Here is a 26,425-nt window from a genome sequence, read left to right on the forward strand (position 1 = left end):
AAAGGTTAAGCCCGCCCGGCGCGCGGGTGATTTTTTTGCCATGTCGCCAGCAGCGCCGCCGCGTCCACATTGGTGTAGCGCTGGGTGGTGGAGAGGCTGGCATGGCCGAGCAATTCCTGAATCGCGCGCAAATCGGCACCGCCCCCCAGCAGATGGGTGGCGAAGGAATGGCGCAGCGCATGCGGCGTGGCATGCTCGGCCAGCCCCGCCAGCCGCCGATAATCGCGCATGGATTTCTGCGCGATGGCCGGGTCCAGCCGCTTGCCGCGGGCGCCGAGGAAAAGCGGCTCCTCCGGCGCGGCATCGGGCCTATGCGCCAGCCATCCTGCCATGGCCGCGCGCACCGCCGGCAGCACCGGCACGAGACGCGTCTTGCCCCCCTTGCCAAGCACCCGCAGCGCTGCGTCCTCACCGGGGCGTGGCGCATCGCCAATATCAAGCGCCAGCGCCTCGGCAATGCGCAGCCCGCAGCCATAGAGCAAGGTAAACAGCGCGATGTCCCGCGCCGCCTGGAACCCCCCCCGCTCCGCCCGGGGCGTGGCATGCACCAGTCCCACCTCTTGGCCCAGCGCGATGGCCTGCTCGGCCGCGATGGCCCGCGGCACCGGGCGGGGCAGGCGAGGGCCGCGCAACCCGGCCAGCGCCAGGGGCTGCAAGCCATGCCGCCGCGCGAGGAAACGCAGAAAACTGCGAATGGTGGATAATTGCCGCGCCCGGGTGGCTGCCCCCGCACCCTGGCCACCACGCGCTGCCAAAAACGCGCGCAAATCGGTCGGCCGCAGCGCCGCCAGCGCCGCCACATCCGGCTCAGCACCCTGGTAGCCGGTCAGAAAACCCAGAAAATCGGCAATATCGCGGCCATAGGCCTCAATGGTGTGCGGGCTGGCACGGCGTTCGTCACGCATCCAGGCCAGGAAGGCCAGCACATCGGGGCTCACCGCGCCAGCGCGGCCCCCACGGCGCGGCCCAGGAAGGCCAGGCTCTCAGCACCCGTGCTCGGCAGGGCATCAGGGTCGCGCGCACCAAGCGCCAAAAGCATCGGCTGGCCGCCCGGTGCGGGCACCCGCGCGAGCGCATCGCGGCGGATGAGCGGCGCGGCCTCGCGATGGAGCAACTCCGCATGCATGGGCGTCGCCCGCACCACCGCATCACGCCCCGGCGGCAGCAATTGGTTGAGCGTGCCCGGCGGCAGGCGGGAGACATTCTTGCGCGCCGTGGTCTCGCAGCCGAGATGGCAGCAATCCACCCCCAGCAAGGCGGGCAATTCGTGGCGGATGCATTCCAGCGGCTCGGGTGCCCGCATCAGCGCCAGCACCGCATCACCCACGCGCGACGCAAGGCCGAGGCCAGCGCGGCCGGTGCTCAGCGCCGCCTGCATATCGGCATCCACTTCGCGCACATGCACCCGGGCCGCGGCCAGCATGGCTGCCATATGGTCGGCCATCCGCTCGCCATGCACGCGCTGCGGCGGTTCCAATTCCAGATAAAGGTCCGGGCGTTGGGCCAGAAAATCGGGATGATCGCGCAACCAAGCCTCAACCGCCTGGGCGTCAACCGCCTGCCGGTTCAACGTGCTTCCGCGAGGCGGTTTCATAGGATGCTTTGTCCTGTCTTCTGCCAATCCGCCAGGAATGCTTCCAGGCCGCGATCGGTCAATGGATGCTTGAACAAGGCACGAATCGTAGCAGGTGGCATGGTCGCGACATGTGCGCCAAGCTTCGCTGCGGTCAGAACATGCACCGGATGGCGCACCGAGGCCACCAGAACTTCGGTCGAAAACGCGTAATTGCGGTAAATTTGTACGACATCGGCGATCAACTGCATGCCATCCTGGCCGATATCATCCAGCCGGCCGACAAAGGGCGAGATGAAGGCGGCGCCAGCCTTGGCCGCGAGCAGCGCCTGCACCGCGGAAAAGCATAGCGTCACATTCACCTTGGTGCCTTCATCGGCCAAGGCGCGGCAGGTGCGCAGGCCCGCCTCCGTCAGTGGCACCTTGACGCAGACATTCTGCGCGATGGCGCGCAGATACCGTCCCTCGGCCAGCATGGTGTCAAAATCCGTCGCCGTCACTTCGGCCGAAACCGGGCCATTGGTCAGCGCACAGATTTCCGCAATCACCTCAGCCATTTTGCGGCCGGATTTGGCGATCAGACTCGGATTGGTGGTCACACCATCGAGCAGGCCGGTCTGCGCCATGGCGCGGATTTCAGACACATCCGCCGTGTCCACAAAAAACTTCATCGTTATGCTTCGCTTCCTAATTGGCCGTTGCGTTGCCCGCATGCCGTGCCGATCTATACAAGCATAGCCGATGACAGCCCCAACCGCCAAATCAATTGACATTCCGCAGGCGTCACGGGTGAGCGTCGTGTTACCTTTGCCACTCGCCGCCGCCTATGACTACGTTCTCCCGGAGCATTTCCTGGCCGTGCTTGGCAATTTTGTCGAAGTGCCGCTGGGCGGGCGCAGCGTGCTGGGCGTGGTGTGGGATGGCCCCGCCGATGCGCCGATCGAGACCCGCCGGCTCAAATCAGTGCGCGCCGTGCTGCCCGCGCCGCCAATGAGCGCCCCGCTGCGCCGTTTCATCGATTGGGTCGCCGCCTATACCCTCAGCCCGACCGGCGCGGTGCTGCGCATGGCGATGAGCGCGCCCTCGGCGCTTGAGGCGCCGGGCCACCGTGCCGGCTGGCGGCTGGGCGTGGTTGAGGGCCAGCGCGTGACGCCCGAGCGCGCGAGGGTGCTCGCCACCCTGGCCGATGGGGGTGCGATGGCGGGTGACCTCCTGGCCCAGGCCGCCGCCGTCACGCCCGCTTTGCTGCGCGGCATGGCCGATCGGGGCATGCTCGTCCCCGCTTTGCTGCCCCGCGCGCCCCGCTTCGCCACGCCCGATCCCGCCCATCCCGGGCCAAGCCTGGGCCCTGACCAGGCGGCGGCGGCCGAGCGGTTGCGCGCTGCGGTGGCCGCGCGCGGCTTCAGCGTCACCCTGCTGCGCGGCGTCACCGGCTCGGGCAAGACCGAGGTCTATCACGACGCCATCGCCGAATGCCTCAGAGCCGGCCGCCAGGCGCTGGTGCTGCTGCCCGAGATCGCCCTTTCCGCCCAATGGCTGGAGCGCTTTGCCGCCCGCTTCGGCGCCACGCCCGCGCTGTGGCACAGTGAATTGACCCCGGCCACCCGGCGCGACACCTGGCGCGCCGTGGCCGAGGGCGCGGCGCCGGTGCTGGTCGGCGCCCGCAGCGCGCTGTTTCTGCCCTTTCCAGATCTGGGGCTCATCATCGTCGATGAAGAGCATGAATCCGCCTTCAAGCAGGAGGAGGGCGTGGTCTATCACGCCCGCGACATGGCGGTGGTGCGCGCCCGCCTCGCCCAGGCCGCCTGTGTGCTGGTCAGCGCCACGCCTAGCCTGGAGAGCATCTTCAACGCCGAAAGCGGCCGCTATGGCGTGGTCGATCTGCCGGCCCGCCATGGCGGTGCGGCCCTGCCCACGGTCCGCGCCCTGGATTTGCGGTTGCACCCGCCCGAGCGCGGCCGCTTCCTGGCGCCACCGCTGATCGAGGCGATCAAGGCCACCCTGGCCCGGGGGGAACAGGCCATGCTCTTCCTCAACCGCCGCGGCTATGCGCCGCTCACGCTGTGCCGCAGCTGCGGCCACCGTATACAATGTCCCAATTGCACCGCCTGGCTGGTCGAGCATCGCGCCCAGCGCCGCCTTGCCTGCCATCATTGCGGCCATGCCATGCCCACGCCGCCGAATTGCCCTAGCTGTGCGGCAGAACATTCGCTGGTGCCCATCGGCCCCGGCGTCGAGCGGGTGCAGGAGGAGGCGGCGGCGCTCTTTCCCGAGGCCCGCCGCCTGGTCATGGCCTCCGACAGCATCCCCGGCCCCGCCGCCGCGGCCGAAGCCGCCCGGCGGATCGAGGCGCGTGAGGTCGATCTCATCATCGGCACCCAGATCGTCGCCAAGGGCTGGCACTTCCCACACCTGACCCTGGTGGGGGTGGTCGATGCCGATCTCGGCCTGGCCGGCGGCGATTTGCGCGCCGCCGAGCGAACGGTGCAATTGCTGCACCAGGTGGCCGGGCGCGCCGGCCGGGCAGAGGCACCGGGCGAGGTGCTGCTGCAGACCTATGCGCCCGACCACCCGGTGATGCAGGCGCTGATGGCCAATGACCTCGCCGCCTTCCTGGCCGAAGAAAAGGCCCAGCGCGCGCCCGGTCATTGGCCACCCTTTGGCCGGCTGGCGGCGCTGATCGTCTCCTCGGAACACCCGCAGGAGGCAGCCCGCGCGGCGCGCGACCTCGGCCTGCTGGCGCCGGGCGGGCAGGGCATCACCGTGCTCGGCCCCGCCCCCGCGCCGCTGGCGCTGCTGCGCGGCCGCCACCGGCACCGCCTGCTGCTCAAGGCCGAGCGTGGGGTGGCGGTGCAACCCGTGCTGCGCGAATGGTTGGCGCGGGCCAAGCTGCCGCTCGCCGTGCGGGTGCAGGTGGATGTCGATCCGGTCAGTTTTCTCTGACACAGCTTTGACACGCGCCCCCGATCCCCCTATAGCCGTGCCATTCCTGGGAATGAGGCTGCGCCTTCGGGGCGACGGCACGCCTGAGCTTTTGTTCAGGACTACCGGGACAACCTGCCGAAGTGCCCCCAAGGGTGCAGGCATCAATAGAAGGACCGTGCCCGTGTTCCGGGCCGGGTGAGCGCATGACCAAACGCGCAGAGTCGAAGTACAAGATCAACCGCCGCCTGGGTGTGAACCTCTGGGGCCGCGCCAAATCCCCCATCAGCAAGCGCGAATACGGCCCCGGCCAGCACGGCCAGCGCCGCAAGAACAAGCCGACCGATTTCGGCGTGCAGCTGATGGCCAAGCAGAAGCTCAAGGGCTATTACGGCAATATCGGCGAGAAGACATTCCGCAAATATTACGAGGAAGCCGTGCGCCGCAAGGGCGACACTTCCGAAAACCTGATCGACCTGCTGGAGCGCCGGCTGGATTGCGTGATCTACCGCATGAAGCTGGCGATCACCCCGTTCGCCGCGCGCCAATTCGTCAATCACGGCCATATCCTGGTCAATGGCAAGCGCCTCAACATCGCCTCCTACCTCGTGAAGGATAACGACACGATCGAGGTGAAGGAAAAGTCCAAGCAGCTCACCGTGCTGCTCGATGCGACGCAGAATGCCGAGCGTGACGTCCCCGAATATATCGAGGTCGATCACCGCGCCATGCGTGGCAAATTCCTGCGCAGCCCCAAGCTCTCCGATGTGCCCTATCCGGTGCAGATGGAACCGAACCTGGTGGTTGAGTTCTACAGCCGATGATCGAGAGCCCGGTGGGGGATATTCTGCCCCCCACCGGGGAGAGGCCTGCCGCCACCGCCCAGCCGCGTATCGGGCTGCGGCAGGCCTTCGGCTTTTCGGGTATGGCGGCAGGCACCGCCGCCACTTCCCCGCAGGCCCGCACCGCGCGGGCCGTGCTCTCCGGCGCCACCAGGGCGCTGCTTGGCCGTGATGCCACAAGCCTCGAACTCATCCTCGCCGAGCGGGCGATGGTTGCCGAAGCCCTGCCGCTGGATCGCCTGACCGAAAAGGTGATCGCCGATCTCCTGGCGCTGCCCGAGGCCGCTTCCCACCTCAATTCCCAGATCACGCTGCCGCCCACACCGCCCGGCCGCCTGGATGATGATGCGGTGTTTGCCGGCATCGCCAATGGGGTGTTTCAGGCCCTGCTGACCCGCCCGGTTGGTGATGAGGGCATGCGCATCTTCCGCGAATCCATGTTCCAGGATTATCGCGAAACCGACCTCGCCGCCTTCATCTGCCGCTTTGTCATGATGGTGACGGGCAGCCCCGAATGGCGCCACCGCATGCTGGCCGAGCAGCAGCGCGCCATCCGCCTCGAATACCTGCCCAAGCGCGGCGTGGAGATGACCAGCCATCTCAGCCTGGGCGCTGGCGGCTATACCGCCGCCATGCTGCGCCGCTTTGGCCTGCGCCGCTGGAGCGGGCCGCTTGACTGGCTCTCCGCCACCCCGGCCATGATCCGCGAGATCATCGCCGATGATTTCGCAAGCTTCCTCGATCCCGCAGCCTGGCAGCCCATCATCACGGCCGACCGCCCCGATGGCCGCTTCTACCAGTGCCGACACACCGGCTACGAGGCCCGCCACCGCCAGCCTTGCATTCTGCACGCCGCTGATATGACCCAGCCGGGCGGGCTGGCCTATATGACGCGCTGCGTCACCCGCTTCCGCCAAGCCATGCAGGGCCTGTCGAGCAAAATCCTGCTCCAGGTGGTGCCCGAGGGTGATGACCCGGCGCGCGAATTCCGCGCGACCGCCGATCTGCTGGAGCGCCAGGGCCGCAGCTTTCAATTCGTTATGGTCTCGCTGCTGCCCGAGCAGGGCCAGGGGCCATTCCCCGAGATCGAACCAGCCATGGCCCATGGCAGCCACCGCCTGCTCAGGGCGCGGCTGCTGGCCCCCATCAATGGCATCGACCCAGGCGATATGCTCGATGAGGTGGTCCTGCTGCGCGCCGCACTGGCCGCCCCCTCGCTGGGCGGCTGAACCGTCTCAGGGGGCTGGAAACAGCGCCGGGGAGCGGCCCATCAGCCAATAGGCCGCCATGCCGATATACTCCCGCAAGGCCCATTCCGCCTGACCCAGCCGGGCCGGAAACGGCATGTCATAGCCCGAGAAATGGCTCACCCCGGTGGAATAATTCACTGGCCAGGCGATAATCTCGCCCCAACCCGCGCCACGAAACACCCCCATCGCCCGCGGCATATGGCTGGCCGAGGTGATGAGCAGCCAGGTCTCGCCCGGCCGCGGCGCGGCAATAACGCGTGAGAGCGTGGCATTCTCATGCGTGTTGCGGGCCTGGCTTTCCAGCAGCACCCGCCCCGGCGGCAGGCCCAGATCACTGAAAACCCGGGCCGCCACGGCCGCCTCCGTCATCGCATCGCCCAGCGGGCTGGGGCTGCCACCGGTGAAGACGACCCGCGCTGCGGGGTATCGCCAAGCCAGCGCCACCGCCTCGGTCATCCGCTCGGCCGCACCATTGAGCGATGGCAGGCCGCGGGCATAGGTGAGCGCCTGATCCACCGCCCCCCCCAGCACCACCACACCATCCACCTGCGCCGGCGGGGTGCTGGGCCGGCTGAAGCGGTTTTCCAGCGGCCAGGTCAGCCAAGTGGCGAGGGGTGTTGCGGCAATGAGCAAAAACCACCCCATGCCAAGCAAGGCCGGCCAGCGCGCCCATTCCCGCCGCCGCCACAGCCCCAGCATGCCAATGGTGGCGAGCGTAAGCGCCAGGGTATTGGGCCGCAGCAGCAGCCAGGATAGTTTTGAGAGCAGAAACAGCCCATCCGCGATCATTCGCCGCCATCCCCGCCGCGAACCCGCCACAACTCGATCATGTTGCGCTCATCGGGGAAGACATAGGCCAGCCCATAGCCAGCCTCCAGCGCGGCGGCGATGGCATTGGCCGCCGCCGGGCGCATGGTGCCCCAATAGCCCCGATCAATGACGATAAAGCGCGGCTTCGTCGCCAGGATGCGGCCAACCTCGCCATCGGTGGAAGCGCCGGCGAGGTTGGCAAAGGCGCCGGTGAGGTGGATGGGGAAGGGGAAGCGGGTGGGAATCCCCGCCCGGGCCAGGAAATAGACAATCGGCTGGTAATTCGGCACGAAAATCGCTTCGCCAGGCGGCAATTCGGCGGCAATGAGCGCCGCCACCCGGGCCGGCACATCGGGGGCCAGCAGAGTCGCACCCCTTTCCAGCCGTGCCGCGCTGTCGAGCCGCCAGGGGTCAAGCGCCACCAGCCCCAGCAGCAGCGCCATGGTCGCCGACATACGCCCCGGCGCCAAACGGCGCGCCAGGGCCTGCAAGCCCAGGGCCGCCAATAGGCAGAGCGGCGGCAGCCAGATTAAAAAATAATGCGGAAAGAAATGCGCCGGCCCCGCCACTGCCAGCGTGGCGGCGAGAAACCACAGCAGCCCTATCACACGCAGCCGCTCCCCCCGCGCCAGCATCACCCCGGCCAGCGCCAGCAGCAGCGGCCAGAGCAGCGTGGCGATGGTGCTGGCGATGCGCCAGACGGCCTCTCCCCCCGCCGCGCCCTGGGCGTAGCGGAAAGGCGCATAGAAGGTGCCATCAAGATAGGCGTCGAGCTCCCCCATCGCCGCATAGATCACGCCAAAGCCCAGCGTGGGCAGGGCGCAGAGCAGGGCATAGGCGGCGGCAAAGCCCAGCACCCGCGCCAGCGAAAGCTGGCCCAGCCGCCAGGGGGCGGCCACCAGCAGGGCAAAGGCCAGGCAGCCCTCGGCCACCGCCACCGGCTTGATCAGCAGCGCCCAGCCCACCAGCAGCCCCATGGCGCAAAGCCGCCCCCAGCCCGGCCGCAGCTCGGGCCGGGCCACACCATGGATGGCCAGCGCCATCGCCGCCGTGGTGAAGGGCGCAAAAAGCAATTCGGTATTCACCGACATGCCACCCGGCATCAGGCTATGGCCGGCATAGAGCAGCGCCGCGGCATAGCCAGTGGCCGGCCCCAAGCCCGCCGCGCGCGCGGCGAAGAACAGCGCCCAACCCGTGGCGCTCACCGCCATCACCCCCAGCAGGCGAATGGCGAAAATACTCTGGCCAAAGACCTGCATGGTGGCGGCGAACATGGCCGGCGCGCCAATCGGGTGCATGTCCCAGGCGGCGACCAGCGGCCAGCCGCCATGCAGCCATTCCCGCGCCTGCAGCGCGTAGAGGCTTTCATCCCAATCCATCACCGAGGGCAGGAAGCCCAGCGCACGCAGCGCCAGCACGAGCACCGGCAGGGCGGCCAGGGCGGCCCACCAGCGGCGGCTCAGCGGTGGAAGCGATTGCGGGGTCAAGCGGGCCTCATCGGGATGCTGCGCTGTTGTGCGACGGCCAGGGCCGCATCGCAACCATGGCCTCACCCGCCCGTGGCACGGCCCCCCTCGGCCCGCCCCTGGGCAGGCCCCTGGGCCCGCCCCTCGGCCCGCCCCTGGGCATGATGCGGGCCGCCCGCCACCAAATCGGCCAAAAACCGCTCCACCGCGGCGAAATGCCCGGACCATGCGGGCGGCGCCCAGCCTGCCAGACGCGCCATCTGCGCCGCCCGTGCCGGGCTATCGGCCACGGTATAGGCGGCAATCATCGCCGCCCATGCGGCAGGGTTGTCGGGCGGCAGATACTCCGGTGCCACCCCGCCCACCTCGCGCAGCACCGCAATATCCGAGCACAGCACCGGCACCCCCGCCGCCAGCGCCTCGATCACCGGAGTGCCAAACCCCTCGGCCAGCGTGGGCAGCAGCAGGGCCCGCGCGCCGGCCAGCAGCGCGGCCAATTCGCCATCACAGGCATGGCCGCGCTCCTCCACCCTATCGCCTAGCGCACTGGAATCGAGTAGCGCCAGCGCCTCCCCAGCGCCAAAACTGCGACGGCCGACCAGAATGAGCCGCGGCGCCCCAGGCCCCAACCGGGCCCAGGCATCGAGCAGCATGCGGTGGTTCTTTCGCCGCTCAATGGTGGCGATGCAGATGAAATACGGCGCCCCCCCGGCCAAGACCGCGCCGGCCAAGGGCAGATCAAGCCCCAGCGGCACCACCAGTGCTGGCGGCATGGCCAGCCCCTGGCCCGTCAGCCAGGCCGCCAGCGCGCCGCGCACGCTCTGGCTGAACAGCAGCACGCCATCCGCCTCGCGCCCCACCACCCGCATGCGGGCATGGCTCAGTCGGCGTTGCAGCCAACGCGTACTCTGCGGATATTCAAGTGGAATAATATCATGCACTGCCGGCACAAAGCGGGCGCCTTCCCGCTTCAGCCGGGCAATCGCGCCGCTGCGATGCAGCCCCTGATGCGCCACAATGCTGAAAATCGCCCCCGGCCGGCTTGCTTCCGCCAGCAGGCGGCGCTGCCCGCCTAGCATCAGCCGCTGCTGAATACCCCGTGCCAGCCCCGCCGCATCCGCCCCCGGCGCCAATAGCGCCACCACCTCATCGCGCGGGATCAGCCCAAAGCGGCCAAAGGCGTCGCTGCCACAAAACACCCCGCCCGGCCGCGCCAATACATGGCGGGCATAGGCCAGCTCCACCCTCTCCATTCCCGCCGGCCTGCCACGGCGGGCCGAGGCAAGCAGGCGGGATATGTCGAGAATCCAGGGCGGTGCCCCGGCGGTATTGTCGCTCAGAGCGCGGCCAGAATGGTCTCGGCCTTGCTCACCTCAAAGGCGCCCGGCGCCTCGACGGCCACATGGCTGACCCGGCCATCCTGCACCACCATGGCAAAGCGCTGGCAGCGCACACCCATGCCGCGCGCCGTCAGGTCCAGTTCCAGGCCAAGCGCCTTGGTGAAGGCGGCCGAGCCATCGGCCAGCATCACCACATTCTCGCCCACGCCCTGATCCTTGCCCCAGGCACCCATGACGAAGGCGTCATTGGCCGCCATGCAGACAATCGCATCCACACCCTTGGCGCGGAACGCCGCGGCGTGCTGCACGAAGCCGGGCAGGTGCTTGGCCGAGCAGGTGGGGGTGAAGGCGCCGGGCACGCCGAAGACCACCACGGTCTTGCCGCCAAACAGCGCCTCGGTGGTGATTCCCTTTGGCCCCTCCGCCGTGCCCTGCATGAGGCTCATGCTGGGAATGCTGTCGCCGACCTGAATGCTCATGGAAATCTCCTGTGGGTTGTGGGAGGGATGTAGCCGCAGGTGGCCCACATGTCATCCTTGCACCCGCGGGAAGGCGCCGCCATGTTCCCACCATGGCCAGGAAATCCTCCCTCCCCCGCGCGGTAGCCCAGGATGCATGGCTGACCGGCCAATTGCTGATCGCCATGCCCAGCCTGAGCGACCCGAATTTCGCCGGCAGCGTGATCTGCCTTTGCGCCCATTCCGAGGATGGGGCGATGGGCCTGGTGCTCAACCGCCCCTTGCAAAAACTCAGCTTCAACGCGCTGCTCAAGCAATTGGGGGTGGAGCCGGTGCCGCCGGCGCGTAGCATCCGCATGCTCTCCGGCGGGCCGGTGGATGGCGGCCGCGGCTTCGTGCTGCATAGCGGCGAATGGGCGACGGAGGGCTCCGTTTCGGTCGATGGGCGGATCAGCCTCACCTCCTCGGTGGATGTGCTCAAGGCCATCGCCGGCGGTGGCGGCCCGCGCGAATGCGTTCTGGCCCTGGGCTATGCCGGCTGGGGCCCGGGGCAGCTTGAGGCCGAGATCGCCGCCAATGCCTGGCTGAATGTCGAACCCGATGACACGCTGCTCTACGTCACCCGCCCCGAGGATGCCTGGCGCCAGGCCCTGGCCAAGCTGCGGATTGACCCGCTGCTGCTGAGCGGTGCCGCCGGCCGGGCATAGGCGCCACAACGAGCCCTACCGGCAGCCATCCCGCTCCAGCGCCTGGCGCGCCAGCCCGGCGCGAAACCGCGCCTGGGCGATGCTGGCCGAAACCTCGGCCGCCAGGGCATGCGCGGCGGCAATCTCGGCCCAGCGCGCCGCCTCGCTAGCCAATTCGGCGAGGTGCGGGCATTGGCAACGGCTGAAACCGGCCTCGGCATTGGCCAGCGCCGCAGCCGCCTCACCCGCCGCCGCCCGCCCCGCCAGCAACCCAGCACCCGGCGCGCCCAGGCGCTGCTCCGCCCCGCGCAGCCCGCCCACAGCCTGGCCAAAATCGCAAAACGGCCGCTGCGCTGCGGCCGGCGCGGCGAGCACCAGCAGCATCAGCCACCACATGCGCGAATCGCCCTCAGCATATGGGCCGGAACCGGCGCGGTGACATCGATGCCCCCCGGCAACACAATCCGCCGCGCCAGCAACTGCATGGCACCCTCACCACCGCCATAGCGCGCATCGCCCAGAATCGGGTGGCCCAAATGCGCGGCATGGGCGCGCAATTGATGGGTGCGCCCGGTGAGCGGCTGAAACTCCACCCAGCTCATCCCAGCCCCACGGCCCAAAACCCGCCACAGGGTCGAGGCCGCCTGGCCCTTGGCATCCACCACCATCCGCCAGCCTGCCTTGGCTGTGCTGGTCTTCAGCAAGGCAGCATCAACGCGCCCATCCTCGCCCGGCACGGCGCCGCCGAGCACCGCCCAATAGGTTTTTCGCGCCTCACCCCGGGCGAAAAATCCGCCCAGCTCCGCCATCGCCGGCTTGGTGCGGCCCAGCACCAAACACCCCGCCGTGTCCTGATCCAGCCGATGCGCCGGCTGGGGCAAATGCCGCTTGCCCTGTTGCAGCGCGGGCAAGTCATCTTCCAGGCTCGGCCCACCCCGCGGGCCGCGATGCACGGCCAGCCCCGCCGGCTTGTCGATCACCAGCACGGTGTCGGACTGGAAGAGGATCTTGGGGGTCACACCAGCTTCGGCGTGGTTTCCATCCAGTTGAAATACAGCTCCCTAGCGCGCGTGGTCAGCGGCCCGATCTGCATTTCGCGGCCATTATAGCGGGTGCAGGGCTGCACCTTGGCGTAATTGCCGGTGGAGAAAATCTCATCCGCCTCCTCCAGCTCCGCCACCGAAACGGCGCGCTCCTCCACCGGCACCCCGGCCTCACGAAACAGGCCCATGATGCGCTTGCGGGTGATGCCGGCCAGGAAGGTGTGGTTGGCCACCGGCGTGATGGCCACGCCATTCTTGCCGAACCAAAGATTGGCCGAGGCGAATTCCGCCACATTGCCCGCCGGGTCGCACATCACGGCATTATCGGCACCACGCTCCTGCACCCAGGCCGCCGCGCGCGAGCCATTGGGGTAGAGGCAACTCGCCTTCGCATCGGTGGGCGCCATATCAATGGCGGCGCGGCGGAAGGGTGCCATCATCGCCGAGAAACCAGCCCAGGGAGGCAGCGGCGCATCATAGATCGCCAGGATGAAATCGGTGCTACTGGGGTCCGGCCGGGCGGCGCCGAGACCCGAGCGGACGAAAAACATCGGCCGGACATAAAGCTCGGCATCCGGCCCCATCCGGCGGATGCCCTCACGGCACAGCGCCGCGATCTCCTCGGCCGTGCGGGTGGGGCGCATATTGAGCGCGAGCGCCGAGCGGATGGAGCGGGCGCAATGCAATTCCAGATCGGGTGCATAGCCACGAATGGCCCGCGCGCCGTCAAAAATCACCGAACCCAGCCAGAAGCAATGGTCCATCGGCCCAATAACCTTGGGCTCCTGATCCGACCACTCGCCACCATACCAGTACACGCCCGCCATTGCCCTGCTCCTTTTTGACCCAGCTTGATTGCCACGCCCGCGCCCGGGGTTAAAGTGCCCGCTGCGCAGGGAGGAAGTGCAATGACCATACATTTCGTCGTCCACGACGAAGGCGACAGCGTGGGCGTGGTGGTGGTGGAGGGGCTGACCGCCTCCAACCGCATCCAGGGCTGGGTGATGGACCAGGACAAGATGATCGATTTCGACGCGAAATCCGACATCCCCATCGGCCACAAGATCGCCATCAAGCCGATCAAGGCCGGCGACACCATCATCAAATACGGTGTGGATATCGGCAAAGCTATCGCCGACATCGCCGCGGGCGAGCATCTGCACGTCCACAACGTCAAGACCAAGCGCTGGTAGGGGAAACGACACCATGGGTATCAACCTGAAGGGCGCCTCCTTCGAGGGCTGGCGCCGCGAAAACGGCCGCATGGGCGTGCGCAACCACGTCATCATCCTGCCCGTCGATGATCTGTCCAACGCCGCCGCCGAGGCGGTGGCGAACAACATCAAGGGTGCGATGGCCATCCCGCATTCCTATGGCCGCCTGCAATTCGGCGCCGATCTGGACCTGCATTTCCGCACCCTGATCGGCACCGGCTGCAACCCCAATGTCGCCGGCGTCATCGTCATCGGCATCGAGCCGGGCTGGACGGGCACCATCGTCGAGGGCATCGCCAAATCGGGCAAGCCGGTCGAGGGTTTCGCCATCGAGCAGAATGGCGACATCAACACCATCGCCTCCGCCTCACGCGCCGCCTACCGGCTGGTGAAGCACGCCTCACGCCTGAAGAAGACCAAGACCGACATCGTCGAGCTCTGGGTCTCCACCAAATGCGGTGAGAGCGACACGACCTCGGGCCTGGCCAGTTGCCCCACCGTGGGCAATGCCTTCGACAAGCTCTGGGCCAATGGCAATACCCTGGTCTTCGGCGAAACCTCCGAGATCACCGGCGGCGAACACCTCGTGGCCGCGCGCTGCCGCACCCCCGAGATCCGCGACCGCTTCATGTTCATGTTCGACCGCTACCAGGCGCTGATCGAAAAGAACAAGACCTCCGACCTCTCCGATAGCCAGCCCACCAAGGGCAATATCGAAGGCGGCCTGACGACGATCGAGGAAAAGGCGCTCGGCAATATCCAGAAGATCGGCAAGCACTGCCTCGTCGATGGCGTGCTGGACAAGGCCGAGGACCCGACCTATCCGGGGCTGTGGTTCATGGACAGCTCCTCCGCTGCGGCCGAAATGGTCACCCTCTGCGCCGCCTCTGGCTATGCGGTGCATTTCTTCCCCACCGGCCAGGGCAATGTGATCGGCAACCCCATCCTGCCGGTCATCAAGCTGACGGCGAACCCGCGCACCCAACGCACCATGAGCGAACACATGGACGTGGACGTGACCGGCCTGCTGCAGAAGACCATGAATATGGATGATGCCGGCGAGGCGCTGCTCGATTGCATGCTGCGCACCGCGGATGGTGAATTGACGGCGGCCGAACTCCTCGGCCATCGCGAATTCTCCCTCACCAGGCTCTACGAAAGCGCTTGAAGCAACGGCGATGATCAACCGATGGCCGGTGCCTTGCGCCTGCCATCGGTTGCAAAGCCTGGGCTGCAAAGCTGGGTTGCAATCCGTGACAAGTTTTTGCCTTGATTGCGCCACGAGCAGCCTGTAGCGAGCCTGCAGTGCAGCATAACTTGCGCCGCGACGCCCACTTGCGCCGCGCAGCGCCGCTCAAAGGAGATCAACAATGACCGCACCGAAATTCCTGGTGGCCTTTGCCGCCGCAGCCCTGCTCTCGGCCTGCGCCTCCGACCCTGAGACCGCCGCCACCTCCGGCACCGGCGATGCCAATGCGGGCGTGATTCGCCCCGGCAGCCAGGAAGACCTGCGCGCCAATATCGGTGACCGTGTGTTCTTCGGCACCGACCGCAGCAATATCCAGGCCGATCAGCGCCCCGTGCTGGAGCGCCAGGCCCGCTGGCTGGCGCAATACGCCCAGAACCAGGTCACCGTCGAAGGCCATGCCGATGAGCGCGGCACCCGCGAATACAACCTCGCCCTAGCCCAGCGCCGCGCCAATGCCGCGCGCGACGTGCTTGTGGCCTCCGGCGTGGCGGGCAGCCGCATCCAGACCGTCAGCTTCGGCAAGGACCGCCCGGAATCGCTGGGCTCCGATGAGACGTCCTGGGCGCAGAACCGCCGCGCCGTCACGGTTGTGCGCTGATGCGCCTGGGCATCGCGGCGGGAATGATGCTGCTGGCCCTGGCGGGCCCGCCATCACCCGCGCGTGCCCAGATGGACTCGCGTGAGGCGATCGCACTGCAAAACCAGCTCCTGCAATTGCGCCAGGAGCTGGAGCAATTGCGCGCCCGCGGCGGCGCCGTCTCCGCCCCCGCAACGGCCCCCAGCCGAAGCGGTGGCGCAGGCAATGAAATGCTCGGCCAATTGCTCGATCGGGTGAGCAATATGGAAGAGGAAACCCGCCGCCTGCGCGGCCGGGTGGATGAGGCGGAGAACCGTGACCGTCGCCTCGCCGCCGATGTGCAAAAACTGACCGAGGATATGGAATACCGGCTGCAACGCATCGAGGGCAGCGGCACCACCGCCCGCCCCGGCACGCCAGCCGCACCGCCCGCCGCAGTCGCCCGCCCCACGGCCCCCTCCGCACCCGTCGTGCCGCCGCCCGCCGTCGCGCCCCCGCGCACCGCCGAGCGTGCGCTCTCCGACGGCCAGGCCGCCCTCGCCCGGCGCGACTTCCCCGCCGCCGAGGCCGCGGCGCGTGAAGCCCTCGCCACCCGCAGCGGCGCCCAGCAGGCCAATGCCCAATTGCTGCTCGGCGATGCCCTGACCGGCAAGCGCGACTGGGGGAATGCCGCCATCGCCTATAACGAAGCCTATAGCCGCGCCCGCACCTCGCCCCGCGCGCCCGAGGCGCTGCTCGGCCTGGCCGGCGCCTTCCAGGGCCTGGGCAACCGGCGCGAAGCTTGCGACACGCTGAATGATTTGCGCTCCAACCACCCCAATCTCTCGGCCGCGCTGCAAGAGCGGGCGACTGCGGCGCGTGCCCGGGCGCAGTGCCGGTAGGTGAGAAGGTCGAGGGGCTCTGCCCCTCGAGCACCCCGGCAGGAAACTCAGTTTTCTGTAGCTTCGAGTGACTTGGCCGCGCCGGCTGGGCATCTTGACCATCTTTTGCCGCCGCTTGAGGTTGCTCAGATGCCCCTCACCGCAAAACCCCTCGCCGGCATCAAAATCGTCGAACTCGGCCAAGTCCTGGCCGGCCCCTTCGCCGGCGCCATCTTCGCCGATCTCGGCGCCCTGGTGATCAAGGTGGAAAAACCCGATGGCGGCGATGATGCCCGCCAGATGGGGGCCGCGTTCCGCGATGGCGATGCGCTGATCTTCAAGGATTTCAACCGCGGCAAGCGCAGCCTCGCCCTCGACCTGAAATCGCCCGAAGGCATCGCCGCGCTGCATGCCGAACTCGCCAATGCCGATATCATGCTGCACAATTTGCGCCCCGGCGCGGCCGAGGCGCTGGGCATTGGCGCCGCCGCCATCACCGCCCGCCACCCCAGGCTGATCTATTGCGAAATGGGCGCCTTCGGCCACATGGGCCCCCTCGCTCGCCGCCCCGGCTATGAGCCGCTGCTGCAGGCCTATTGCGGCCTCTCCGCCATCACCGGCGCGCCGGATGGCCCGCCCACCCGCATGGGCGCCTCGGTGGTCGATCAGGGCACGGGCATGTGGACGGTGATCGGCGCGCTCGCCGCCCTGGCCGAGCGCGCCCGCACCGGCCAAGGCGGCGTGGTCAATACCAGCCTCTACGAAACGGCGACGATGTGGGCGGGCCAAAAACTCTCAGCCTTCGTCAATCAGGGCGAATTGCCGCAAAAACACGCCTCCGGTCACCCCGCCTTCGTGCCCTATCAGGGTTTCGATACGGCCGATGGCCCGGTGCTGGTCTGCTGCGGCAATGACCGGCTCTTCGCCAAATTTGCCGCCCTGCTGGACCGGCCGGAATGGATCGCCGATCCACGCTTCGCCACCAACCGCGCCCGCCTGACCAACCAGGGCGAATTGCTGCCGATGATCGCAGTGCTGATGGCGGAACGCCCGCGGCAAAAATGGCTGGCAGCACTGGAGGCGGCGGGCGTCCCCTGCGCCCCCATCAACACCATCCCCGAATTGGCCGCCGACCCGCAAACCGCCGCCCTGGGCATGCTCGCCCCGGTGCCGGGCACAGATTACCAACTGGTGGCCCTGCCGCTTTCCTTCCAAGGGCAGCGCCCCGCCATCACCGCGCCGGCCCCGGCCCTGGGCGAATATCGCCGGCCATGACGCAAGAGGCCTTCGCCACGGCCATGGCGGGCTTCGGCCCGGTGCCGGGGCGGGTGGCGGTGGCGGTCTCCGGCGGGCCGCATTCCCTGGCGCTGGCGCTGCTCACCCGCCAATGGGCGCAGGAAAACGGCGTGGCGCTGGTCGCGCTGGTCGCTGAGCACGGCCTGCGCCGCGAAAGCGCCGAAGAAGCCACCGGCGTCGCCACCATGCTGGCAGGGCAGGGGATCACCACCCGGGTCATCCCCCTGGGCCTCGCCGGCGGGGCCAGCCTGCAGGCTCGCGCCCGCGCCGCGCGGCTTAAGGCGCTGCTGGCCGCCTGCCGAGAACTGCGCGCCCCCTGGCTGCTGCTCGGCCATCACCGCATGGATCAGGCCGAGACCCTCCTGCTGCGCGCCAGCCACGGACAGGGGCGCGGCCAAGGCCAATCCGGCCTGGCCGGCATGGCCGCCTCCCGCCCCATGGCCGAGGCCCTGCTGCTGCGCCCGCTGCTGGGCAGCACCCCGGCCGCGCTGGAGGCTATCTGTGCCGCCGCCGCCCTCGCCCCAGTGCGCGACCCCAGCAACCGCAACCCCGCCTTCGCCCGCAACCGCGCCCGTCTGGGCCTCAATGACCCAGGCGGCGAGGGCCCGGCGGTGGCTGCCCTCAGCACCGCCGCCACAGCCTTCGCCACCCGCCGTGCCCGGATGGAGGCCGCGCTGCTGCAACGCCTGGGCGCTGCGGTGATGCTGCTGCCCTGCGGCGCGGCGCGGATCGACGCCGCCGCGCTGGGCCGTGATGCCGTGGCGGTGGCCCTTCTGGGCCGCCTGCTGCGCGCGCTGGGCGGCGCCGAGCATGCCCCGGCCGAGGCCGATATCGCCCGCCTTCTCGCCGCCGGCCAGGGCACGCTGGGCGGCGTATGGTGGCGCGAGGATGGCTGGCTGCTGCGCGAACCGGCGCTGCTCTCCCCCCCCATCGCCGCCGAGGCCGGCGCGCTCTGGGATGGCCGCTTTCACCTCGCCGAAGCCTGGCCCGGCTGCATGCTGGGCGCGCTGGGCCCTGGCCATCCCCAGGCCCCGCCGCAACATCCGCCCTGGCCGGCAGCCTTGCGGGCCGGCCTGCCGGCGCTGTGGCGGGATGGAAATTTGCTCGCCGCGCCCCATCTCGGCTGGGGAAGCCCCGTGCCATCCTTATCTTTCCGCCCACAAGGCGGGCCGATTGGCACAGTTTTCGCCGGTTTCGCGCATTTGGGGCATTCACCCAGCGCCAATACGACCTATCTTATATGAAAGGCCCGCGTCATGCGGGTGATAGGAAACCAGAAGCTGTGAGCAATTTCGGCCGGAATTTAGCATTATGGGTCATCGTGGCATTGCTGCTGGTGGCGCTGTTCAACCTGTTCCAGCCTTCAGGTGGCACGGCGAACCGCGCGCAAATGCAGGTGGCCTATAGCGATTTCCTCAATGAGGTGGGCGCTGGCCATGTGCGCGACGTCACCATCCAGGGCCCCAACATCTCGGGCAGCCTGACCGATGGCCGCAGCTTCGCCACCTTCGCCCCCTCCGACCCTGGCCTGGTCGCCCGCCTGACCGAGAAGGGCGTGCGCGTCGTGGCCCGGCCTATCGAGAGCGACCAGAACCCGCTCTTCCAGATTCTCATCTCCTGGTTCCCCATGCTGCTGCTGATCGGCGTTTGGGTGTTCTTCATGCGCCAGATGCAGGGCGGCGGCGGCCGGGCCATGGGCTTTGGCAAATCCAAGGCCAAGCTGCTCACCGAAAAATCGGGCCGCGTTACCTTCGAGGATGTCGCCGGCATCGAGGAAGCGAAGTCCGAACTTGAAGAAATCGTCGAATTCCTGCGTGACCCGCAGAAATTCCAGCGCCTGGGCGGCAAGATCCCCAAGGGCGTGCTGCTGGTAGGCCCCCCCGGCACCGGCAAGACCCTGCTGGCCCGCTCCATCGCTGGTGAGGCGAATGTGCCCTTCTTCACGATCTCCGGTTCGGATTTCGTCGAAATGTTCGTCGGCGTAGGCGCGTCGCGCGTGCGTGATATGTTCGAACAGGGCAAGAAAAACGCCCCCTGCATCATCTTCATCGATGAGATCGACGCCGTGGGCCGCCATCGCGGCGCGGGCCTCGGCGGTGGCAATGATGAGCGCGAGCAGACGCTGAACCAAATGCTCGTCGAGATGGACGGCTTCGAATCCAACGAAGGCGTCATCATCATCGCCGCCACCAACCGCCCCGATGTGCTCGACCCCGCGCTGCTCCGCCCCGGCCGGTTCGACCGTCAGGTGGTTGTGCCCAACCCCGATGTGAATGGCCGCGAGAAGATCCTGCGCGTCCATATGCGCAAGGTTCCGCTGGCGAGCGATGTTGACCCGAAAACCATCGCCCGCGGCACTCCAGGCTTCTCCGGTGCTGATCTGGCAAACTTGGTGAATGAGGCCGCCCTGCTGGCCGCGCGTACCGGCCGGCGCACGGTCGGCATGGCCGAGTTCGAGCACGCCAAGGACAAGGTGATGATGGGCGCCGAGCGCCGTTCCCTCGTCATGTCCGAGGATGAAAAGCGCATGACGGCCTATCACGAGGCCGGCCACGCTTTGGTGGCGATGCATGAGGAAGAGTGCGACCCGGTGCACAAGGCCACCATCATCCCCCGCGGCCGCGCGCTGGGCCTGGTGATGAGCCTGCCGGCGGGTGACCGCTATTCCAAGCACAAATCCAAGATGAAGGCCGAACTGGCCATGGCCATGGGCGGCCGCGTCGCCGAAGAAGTGATCTTCGGATCCGACAAGGTCTCCAACGGCGCCTCCGGCGACATCAAGATGGCGACCAATATGGCCCGCATGATGGTCACCGAGTGGGGCATGAGCGATAAGCTCGGCATGGTCGCCTATGGCGATAACAGCCAGGAGGTCTTCCTCGGCCATAGCGTCACCCAGTCGAAGAATGTCAGCGAGGAAACCGCCCGGGCGATCGACAGCGAGGTGCGGAACATCATCGACAAGGCCTATGCCCGCGCCACGCAAATCCTGACCGACAACAAGCACGAGCTGGAAGCCCTCGCCCAGGGCCTGCTGGAATACGAAACCCTCTCCGGCGATGAAATCCGCACCGTGCTGCGTGGCGAACCGGTGGTGCGCAACCGCCCCGATGAGCCGATCAACCAGGGCCGCGGCTCGGTGCCCTCCTCAGGCCGGCCCAACCCCCGTCCCGATACCGGCGGCTTCGCGCCGCAACCCTCGGGCGGTTGAGTTTCGCAGGCTTCCCCCGGGGCCGCATGCCCCGGGTGATGGGTATTCTCAACGTCACCCCGGATAGTTTTTCCGGCGATGGCCGCCCGGTCGAGGCGGCCATTTTGCGTGGTAGGGCGCTGATCGCCGCCGGTGCCGATATGCTCGATATTGGCGGCGAATCCACCCGCCCGGGCATGACACCCGTCACGGTCGCCGAGGAAATCGCCCGGGTCGTGCCGGTCATCCAGGCCCTCGCCCCCCTCATCCCCATCAGCATCGATACCCGCAACGCCGCAACCATGGCCGCCGCGCTCGCAGCCGGTGCACGGGTGGTCAATGACGTCACCGCCCTCCGGCATGACCCAGCGGCGCTGGAGGTGGCGGCGCAATCCGGCTGGCCCGTCATCATCATGCATATGCCGGGCACCGACCCGCGCCACATGCAGGCGCAAACCGCCTATACCGATGTGGTCGCCGAGGTGAGAGATTTCCTCCTCACCCGCGCCAAAACCCTGCGCCACGCCGGCATCTGCGATATCTGCCTCGACCCCGGAATCGGCTTCGGCAAAACCCTGCCGCAAAACCTGGCCCTACTGCGCGCATTGCCCGCCCTGGTGGCGCAAGGCCTGCCGGTGCTGCTCGGCGCTTCGCGCAAATCCTTCATCTCGGGAATCTCCCCCGCACCGGTGGAGCAGCGCCTGCCCGGCAGCCTCGCCGCCGCCCTGGCCGGCGCCGATGCGGGCGTAGCCTGGCTGCGGGTGCATGATGTGGCCGAAACCCGCCAGGCCCTGGCCGTCTGGGCCGCCATTCACGGCGCCGGCGAAACCGCCTAAACATCTTCCATGAGCCCTCGCAAACTCTTCGGCACCGATGGCATCCGCGGCACCGCCAATCGCGCGCCCATGGACCCCGCCACGGCGCTGCGCCTTGGCCAGGCGGCGGGGCGCTTTTTCAACCGCGGCAATCATCGCCACCGGGTCATCATCGGCAAGGATACCCGCCTCTCGGGCTATATGCTCGAAGCGGCGCTGACCGCGGGCTTCGTCTCCGCCGGCATTGATGTCGTGCTGGTCGGCCCGCTGCCCACCCCAGCCATTGCCCTGCTCGCCCGCTCCATGCGCGCCGATCTGGGCGTGATGATCTCCGCCAGCCACAACCCCTATGAGGATAATGGCATCAAGCTCTTCGGCCCCGAGGGCCTGAAGCTCTCCGATGCCGATGAGGCCGAGATCGAGGCGCTGATGGCGGGTGACCTCTCCCCAGCCCACGCCACGCCGCAAAAACTCGGCCGCGCCAGCCGGCTGGAAGATGCCCCCGGCCGCTATATCGAGGCCGCCAAGCAAAGCTTCCCCCGCGGCCGAACGCTGGAGGGGCTTCGCATCGTCGTCGATTGCGCCCATGGCGCGGCCTATAAGGTCGCGCCCACCGTCTTGTGGGAATTGGGCGCCGAGGTGGTCTCCATCGGCGTCTCGCCCGATGGCTTCAACATCAACAAGGGCTTTGGCTCCACCCATACCACGCCGCTGGTCGATGTCGTGCGCGAGCGCCGCGCCGATCTCGGCATCGCCCTCGATGGCGATGCCGACCGTCTCGTGCTGATCGATGAACTCGGCAATGTCGTCGATGGCGACCAGATTTTGGCACTCATCGCCGATCGCTGGCAGGCCGAAGGCCGCCTCACCGGCGAGGCCGTCGTCGCCACCGTCATGTCCAATATGGGCTTGGAGCGCCATCTGGCCGCCAAGAAACTCGCCCTCCACCGCACCGCGGTGGGCGACCGCTATGTCGGCGAGCGCATGCGTGAGGCCGGCTGCAACCTGGGTGGTGAGCAATCCGGCCACATGATCATGAGCGATTTCGGCACCACCGGCGATGGGCTGGTGGCCGCATTGCAGGTGCTGGCCGTATTGGTGGAGGAGGGCCGCCCGGCCTCCGCCGCGCTGCGCCGCTTCCACCCGCTGCCGCAAAAACTGGTCAATGTGCGCCATGCCGGCGGCGCGCCGCACCGCATGCCCGAGGTGGTGGCCGCCATCGCCGCCGAGGAAACCGCCTTAGCCGGCCGGGGCAGGGTGCTGATCCGCGCCAGCGGCACCGAACCCGTCATCCGCGTCATGGCCGAGGCCGAGGATGAGGTGCTGCTCGAAGCCACCATGGAGCGCCTCCTCGCCACCATCCGCCGGGCGACAGTGGCATGAAGGGCCGGGTTCTCATCATCGCCGGCAGCGATTCCGGCGGCGGCGCGGGCATCCAGGCCGATATCAAATCGGTCAGCGCCATGGGCGCCTTCGCCGCCACCGCCATCACCGCCCTAACCGCGCAGAACACGCTGGGCGTGCATGGCATCGAGGCCGTCTCCACCCCCTTCCTGCGCCAGCAAATCCGCGTCGTGCTCGAGGATATCGGCGCCGATGCGATCAAGACCGGCATGCTGCATGATGTGCCGACCATCCTCGCCGTCTGCGCCGAACTCCGCGCCCTCGCCCCCTCGGTGCCGCTGGTGGCGGACCCGGTGATGGTGGCCAAGGGCGGCCATCGCCTGCTGGCCGAGGATGCGGTGGCCACGCTGAGGGCCGAATTGCTGCCACTTGCCAGCATCATTACCCCCAATATCCCCGAGGCCGAGGTGCTCTGCGGCATCACCATCCGTGATGAGGCGGATATGCATGCGGCGGCGACAAAACTGCTGAGCCTGGGGGTGCGCGCCGTCTTGCTGAAAGGCGGCCATATGGAAGGGCCGGTATTGGTGGACCTGCTGGTCAGCGCCACCGGCACAACCCGCTTCGAAAGCCCGCGCATCGCCACCCGCCACACCCATGGCACCGGCTGCACCCTGGCCAGCGCCCTGGCCGCGGGCCTCGCCCAGGGCATGGCGCTGGAGGATGCCACCTCTCGGGCCCGCTCTTATGTCCGGGCTGCGATCCTGAACGCACCGGGATATGGGCAAGGCCATGGGCCTTTGGACCATTCGGCACGGTGGTGAGAGGTTTGAGTGCCTATCCCGCCAGGGGCGCTTAGAGCCTGTGCAGTGAGCCAAGGCGCACTGAACAGCCTCTAAACCAAGGGTAGGAAGGCGACAGCCGCGCCCCTTATCACAAGCGCGCGGATGCCCGCCTCACCGCCCCGACCGCACGCCCATTGCCAATGTCCGCTCATCCATGCGGGGGTCATGCGTCAGGCCGCGCCGCATGGCCCAGCTATTGGTGAGTTGCAGCAACTGGAGCATCGGCAGTTCTTCAGCGTAGCGGGCGGTGGCCTCGTGCCAAAGCGCCTCGCGCGCCCGGTCATCCATCGTGGCCGATGCCCGTGCGGTAATATCGTCGAACCAGGCGTTGGAGTAGCGGGCGTTGTTATTTGCCCCTGTCAGCCGCTGGCGGTCGAAAGTATTGACGGTATTGACCAGGAAATTCGAGGCTTCGCCGGTCGAAGAGCCCCATGCGGCCATTTGCATGGCGAATTCGACCCGCGCCCGGCGAGGGACGAAGGCGGTGAAGGGCATGGCGTCCACCGTGACGCGCAGACCTATGCGACTCCACATCTGGGCCACGGCCTGGGTCAGCCGGCTGTCATTCGGCCAGCGGTCATTGGGCGTGTGCACGGTGAGGCGAAAGCCCTCGGGGAAGCCCGCTTCGGCCAGTAGGCGGCGGGCGGCTTCAGGGTCGAAGCGGTCTGGCTGCACCGCCGTATTATAGCCGAAGGCGCCTTCCGGCAGCCATTGTCCGCTGGCCACCGCGGCACCTTCCATGACGCGTTCCACCAGCGCGTTGCGGTTGATGGCCAGTGAAAGCGCGCGGCGCACCCGGGCGTCGCGGAATGGGTTTTGCGGCAGCGGTGTGCCCTGGTTGTCGGTTACCCAGGGGCTGGGGCCGGAGCGCGAATGATCGGGCGCCATATAGACGGTGCGCAGACTGGCGATTTCCGTCACCACCAGCCGCTGGTCCCGCTTGAGCCGTGCCAGGTCGGAGGTTGGGATCTGGTCAATGATGTCCACATCGCCGGCCAACATGGCCGCGGTGCGGGATGCATCATTGAGGATCATCCGGTAATCCACCCGCGCCCAGGGTTCGCGTTCGCCCCAGAACGCGTCGTTGCGGATCAGTTCCACGCGCTCGCCCGAGCGATAGGCCCCCAGCCGATAGGGGCCGGTGCCGATGGCGGCGCGGCCTTGGTTGAAATCCTCGCTGCCCAGCCCCTCGGCGGCGTGGCGGGCGACAATGGACACCGAGGCGAGGTCGAGCGGCTGCAGCGGGTGCGGCGCGGCGGTGTGGATGCGCAGCAGCAGCGGGTTGATCACCTCAACGCGGGTGATTGGCCGCAGGAAGCCCATGAAGCTGCCCGGGCTATTCGCCACATTGGGAACGCGGGCAAAGGTGAAGACCACATCATCGGCGGTGAAGGGCCGGCCGTCATGCCAGGTCACGCCCGGGCGCAACGCGAATTCCCAGGTCGTATCATCCACGGCCCGCCAAGCGGTGGCGAGGCCTGGCTGGGGGCGGGCGCGGCCGTCGCGTTCCACCAGCCGGTCGAAGATATGCATGGTGAGTGCGTTGTTGGGGCCGAGATTATGAAAATGCGGGTCGATGCTGGTCACCGCCGCCCCCACCCCCATGGTCAGGGTTTGCGCCGCGGCGGGCAGCGCCAGGCTCAGCGCCAGGGCAATCGCGCGGATCATCGCTCCAGCCTCAAGCCGGTGCGGGCCACGAGGTCACGGTATTTCTCCACCTCCGATTGCAGAAAGGCGCGGGTGGTATCGGGCGTATTGGGCCGGTTCCACATCACCACACCCGCGGTGAGAAAGCGCTCGGCCAGCGCCCGCTCGGCAGTGGCAAGGTTCAGCGCCGCATTCAGCCGCGCCAGAATGGCCGGCGGCATGCGTGGCGGGCCGATGATCATGTTCCATGTCGTGAGTTCGAAATCCGGCAGCGCGGATTCGGCGAGGGTGGGGATATCAGGGAAGGCGGGGAAGCGCTCGCGGCTCGTCACTGCCAGGCCCTTGACCATGCCATCGCGAATTTGCGCGGCCGCGCTGGCCAGCACCGAGACACCGAAATTGCCCTCATCCTGGTAGATCGAGGTCAGCATCAGCCCGCCCGAGCGATAGGGCAGGTGGGTGAAGCGGGTGTTGAGGCGCAGCCCGATCATCTCAGCGCCCAATTGTGGAATGCTGCCCACGCCCGATGTGGCATAGGTATAGGTGTCGCGCGGCGCCGCCCGCAGCCGGGCGATGGCCTCCACCGCGGTATTGGCGGGGAAGCGCGGCGAGGTGATGAAGACCATGGGTGCCGTGCCCACCATGCCGATCTGGGTGAAATCCCCCACCGGGTCAAATGGCGTGCCGCCCTGCAACGCGGCAGGGGCAATGGCGTGCGAGGAGACCTCGACCAGCATGATGGTATGCCCATCAGGTGATTGCCGACGTAACCAATCAGCCGCAACCGTCCCCGAGGCGCCGGGCCGGTTTTCCACAACCACCCGTGCGCCACCCCCGATATGGTGGGCGAAGCGCTCGGAGATAAGCCGGCAGGCAATATCAGTAGAGCCGCCAGGGGCAAAACCGCTGATCAAGGTGATGGGGCGCTCCGGCCAACTCTGGGCCAGGGCCGGTAGGGCCATGGCGGTCAGGGCGGCAGGCAGGTGGCGGCGCAGCAT

26 protein-coding genes are annotated in these 26,425 nt (G+C 68.0%); 14 read left to right on the forward strand and 12 right to left on the reverse strand.

Features of this window, described 5'->3' with window-relative positions:
* Nucleotides 1–5: 5 nt before the first annotated feature.
* From ABWP84_RS01445 to fsa, 3 genes are read right to left on the reverse strand one after another with little or no spacing between them, the layout of a single operon-like run.
* The gene (locus ABWP84_RS01445) at nt 6–938 is read right to left on the reverse strand and encodes a tyrosine recombinase XerC (RefSeq protein WP_353210207.1); all 933 of its coding nucleotides are present in this window, start codon (nt 936–938) and stop codon (nt 6–8) included.
* Entirely contained in the window at nt 935–1,594 is a 660-nt protein-coding gene (locus tag ABWP84_RS01450; protein WP_353210208.1) for a DUF484 family protein, read from the reverse strand. Before ABWP84_RS01450 ends, ABWP84_RS01445 begins: the two co-directional genes overlap by 4 nt.
* Nucleotides 1,591–2,244 carry a fructose-6-phosphate aldolase gene (gene fsa / locus ABWP84_RS01455; RefSeq protein WP_353210209.1) on the reverse strand — a complete coding sequence of 218 codons (654 nt, stop codon included), beginning with the start codon at nt 2,242–2,244 and terminating at the stop codon, nt 1,591–1,593. The genes ABWP84_RS01450 and fsa overlap by 4 nt, the downstream gene beginning before the upstream one ends.
* A 70-nt stretch (nt 2,245–2,314) precedes the next feature.
* Here fsa and ABWP84_RS01460 point away from each other — a divergent pair, with 70 nt between their 5' ends.
* The 3 genes from ABWP84_RS01460 (at nt 2,315) to ABWP84_RS01470 (ending at nt 6,566) form a co-directional block, all read left to right on the forward strand.
* Nucleotides 2,315–4,516 carry a primosomal protein N' gene (locus tag ABWP84_RS01460; RefSeq protein ID WP_353210210.1) on the forward strand — a complete coding sequence of 734 codons (2,202 nt, stop codon included), beginning with the start codon at nt 2,315–2,317 and terminating at the stop codon, nt 4,514–4,516.
* A gap of 185 nt (nt 4,517–4,701) precedes the next feature.
* On the forward strand, nt 4,702–5,319 hold the full coding sequence (gene rpsD / locus ABWP84_RS01465; protein ID WP_353210211.1) for a 30S ribosomal protein S4: 618 nt from the start codon (nt 4,702–4,704) through the stop codon (nt 5,317–5,319).
* Nucleotides 5,316–6,566: a DUF1796 family putative cysteine peptidase gene (locus ABWP84_RS01470; RefSeq protein ID WP_353210212.1), complete on the forward strand. Its 1,251-nt coding sequence runs from the start codon at nt 5,316–5,318 to the stop codon at nt 6,564–6,566. The genes rpsD and ABWP84_RS01470 overlap by 4 nt, the downstream gene beginning before the upstream one ends.
* A 6-nt stretch (nt 6,567–6,572) precedes the next feature.
* Here ABWP84_RS01470 and ABWP84_RS01475 read toward each other — a convergent pair whose 3' ends face one another.
* From ABWP84_RS01475 to ABWP84_RS01490, 4 genes are all read right to left on the reverse strand, one after another.
* Nucleotides 6,573–7,376 carry a YdcF family protein gene (locus ABWP84_RS01475; RefSeq protein WP_353210213.1) on the reverse strand — a complete coding sequence of 268 codons (804 nt, stop codon included), beginning with the start codon at nt 7,374–7,376 and terminating at the stop codon, nt 6,573–6,575.
* On the reverse strand, nt 7,373–8,884 hold the full coding sequence (locus ABWP84_RS01480; RefSeq protein WP_353210214.1) for a glycosyltransferase family 39 protein: 1,512 nt from the start codon (nt 8,882–8,884) through the stop codon (nt 7,373–7,375). Before ABWP84_RS01480 ends, ABWP84_RS01475 begins: the two co-directional genes overlap by 4 nt.
* Nucleotides 8,885–8,946: 62 nt before the next feature.
* On the reverse strand, nt 8,947–10,116 hold the full coding sequence (locus ABWP84_RS01485) for a glycosyltransferase (protein ID WP_353210215.1): 1,170 nt from the start codon (nt 10,114–10,116) through the stop codon (nt 8,947–8,949).
* An 83-nt stretch (nt 10,117–10,199) separates the two neighbouring features.
* Complete coding sequence (locus ABWP84_RS01490) at nt 10,200–10,682, reverse strand: peroxiredoxin (RefSeq protein WP_353210216.1); 483 nt, start codon at nt 10,680–10,682, stop codon at nt 10,200–10,202.
* Nucleotides 10,683–10,774: 92 nt separating this feature from the next.
* On the opposite strand from ABWP84_RS01490, the gene ABWP84_RS01495 reads away from it, so the two are divergent.
* Nucleotides 10,775–11,368, forward strand: a complete 594-nt coding sequence (locus tag ABWP84_RS01495; RefSeq protein WP_353210217.1) for a YqgE/AlgH family protein — start codon at nt 10,775–10,777, stop codon at nt 11,366–11,368.
* A gap of 15 nt (nt 11,369–11,383) precedes the next feature.
* Here ABWP84_RS01495 and ABWP84_RS01500 read toward each other — a convergent pair whose 3' ends face one another.
* Genes ABWP84_RS01500 through ABWP84_RS01510 form a run of 3 tightly spaced genes read right to left on the reverse strand, consistent with a single transcriptional unit; the run spans nt 11,384 to nt 13,217 of the window.
* Nucleotides 11,384–11,743: a hypothetical protein gene (locus ABWP84_RS01500; RefSeq protein WP_353210218.1), complete on the reverse strand. Its 360-nt coding sequence runs from the start codon at nt 11,741–11,743 to the stop codon at nt 11,384–11,386.
* A complete protein-coding gene (locus ABWP84_RS01505; RefSeq protein ID WP_353210219.1) occupies nt 11,731–12,366 on the reverse strand; it encodes an RNA pseudouridine synthase in 636 nt (211 codons plus the stop codon). Before ABWP84_RS01505 ends, ABWP84_RS01500 begins: the two co-directional genes overlap by 13 nt.
* Nucleotides 12,363–13,217 carry a branched-chain amino acid aminotransferase gene (locus ABWP84_RS01510; protein WP_353210220.1) on the reverse strand — a complete coding sequence of 285 codons (855 nt, stop codon included), beginning with the start codon at nt 13,215–13,217 and terminating at the stop codon, nt 12,363–12,365. Before ABWP84_RS01510 ends, ABWP84_RS01505 begins: the two co-directional genes overlap by 4 nt.
* A gap of 81 nt (nt 13,218–13,298) precedes the next feature.
* Between ABWP84_RS01510 and ABWP84_RS01515 the strand changes: the two genes are divergently transcribed.
* From ABWP84_RS01515 to thiD, 10 genes are all read left to right on the forward strand, one after another.
* A complete protein-coding gene (locus ABWP84_RS01515; protein WP_353210221.1) occupies nt 13,299–13,583 on the forward strand; it encodes a UxaA family hydrolase in 285 nt (94 codons plus the stop codon).
* A gap of 13 nt (nt 13,584–13,596) precedes the next feature.
* Nucleotides 13,597–14,772 (forward strand): UxaA family hydrolase, encoded by a 1,176-nt coding sequence (locus ABWP84_RS01520; RefSeq protein ID WP_353210222.1) that lies wholly within the window; start codon nt 13,597–13,599, stop codon nt 14,770–14,772.
* Nucleotides 14,773–14,974: 202 nt separating this feature from the next.
* Entirely contained in the window at nt 14,975–15,451 is a 477-nt protein-coding gene (gene pal, locus ABWP84_RS01525; protein WP_353210223.1) for a peptidoglycan-associated lipoprotein Pal, read from the forward strand.
* A complete protein-coding gene (locus ABWP84_RS01530; protein WP_353210224.1) occupies nt 15,451–16,311 on the forward strand; it encodes a tetratricopeptide repeat protein in 861 nt (286 codons plus the stop codon). The genes pal and ABWP84_RS01530 overlap by 1 nt, the downstream gene beginning before the upstream one ends.
* Before the next feature lie 129 nt (nt 16,312–16,440).
* Nucleotides 16,441–17,565 carry a CoA transferase gene (locus tag ABWP84_RS01535; protein ID WP_353210225.1) on the forward strand — a complete coding sequence of 375 codons (1,125 nt, stop codon included), beginning with the start codon at nt 16,441–16,443 and terminating at the stop codon, nt 17,563–17,565.
* Complete coding sequence (gene tilS / locus ABWP84_RS01540; RefSeq protein ID WP_353210226.1) at nt 17,562–18,830, forward strand: tRNA lysidine(34) synthetase TilS; 1,269 nt, start codon at nt 17,562–17,564, stop codon at nt 18,828–18,830. The genes ABWP84_RS01535 and tilS overlap by 4 nt, the downstream gene beginning before the upstream one ends.
* 38 nt (nt 18,831–18,868) lie before the next feature.
* On the forward strand, nt 18,869–20,797 hold the full coding sequence (ftsH, locus tag ABWP84_RS01545; protein ID WP_353210227.1) for an ATP-dependent zinc metalloprotease FtsH: 1,929 nt from the start codon (nt 18,869–18,871) through the stop codon (nt 20,795–20,797).
* A 38-nt stretch (nt 20,798–20,835) separates the two neighbouring features.
* The gene (folP, locus tag ABWP84_RS01550; RefSeq protein ID WP_353210228.1) at nt 20,836–21,612 is read left to right on the forward strand and encodes a dihydropteroate synthase; all 777 of its coding nucleotides are present in this window, start codon (nt 20,836–20,838) and stop codon (nt 21,610–21,612) included.
* Nucleotides 21,613–21,621: 9 nt separating this feature from the next.
* A complete protein-coding gene (gene glmM / locus ABWP84_RS01555; RefSeq protein WP_353210229.1) occupies nt 21,622–22,974 on the forward strand; it encodes a phosphoglucosamine mutase in 1,353 nt (450 codons plus the stop codon).
* Nucleotides 22,971–23,759, forward strand: a complete 789-nt coding sequence (gene thiD, locus ABWP84_RS01560) for a bifunctional hydroxymethylpyrimidine kinase/phosphomethylpyrimidine kinase (RefSeq protein WP_353210230.1) — start codon at nt 22,971–22,973, stop codon at nt 23,757–23,759. Before glmM ends, thiD begins: the two co-directional genes overlap by 4 nt.
* 132 nt (nt 23,760–23,891) lie before the next feature.
* On the opposite strand, the gene ABWP84_RS01565 is transcribed toward thiD, so the two are convergent.
* Nucleotides 23,892–25,448 carry an ABC transporter substrate-binding protein gene (locus ABWP84_RS01565; RefSeq protein WP_353210231.1) on the reverse strand — a complete coding sequence of 519 codons (1,557 nt, stop codon included), beginning with the start codon at nt 25,446–25,448 and terminating at the stop codon, nt 23,892–23,894.
* Nucleotides 25,445–26,425 carry a tripartite tricarboxylate transporter substrate-binding protein gene (locus ABWP84_RS01570; RefSeq protein ID WP_353210232.1) on the reverse strand — a complete coding sequence of 327 codons (981 nt, stop codon included), beginning with the start codon at nt 26,423–26,425 and terminating at the stop codon, nt 25,445–25,447. Before ABWP84_RS01570 ends, ABWP84_RS01565 begins: the two co-directional genes overlap by 4 nt.

The organism is Rhodovarius sp. (assembly GCF_040399605.1).
Lineage (GTDB): Bacteria > Pseudomonadota > Alphaproteobacteria > Acetobacterales > Acetobacteraceae > Rhodovarius > Rhodovarius crocodyli_A.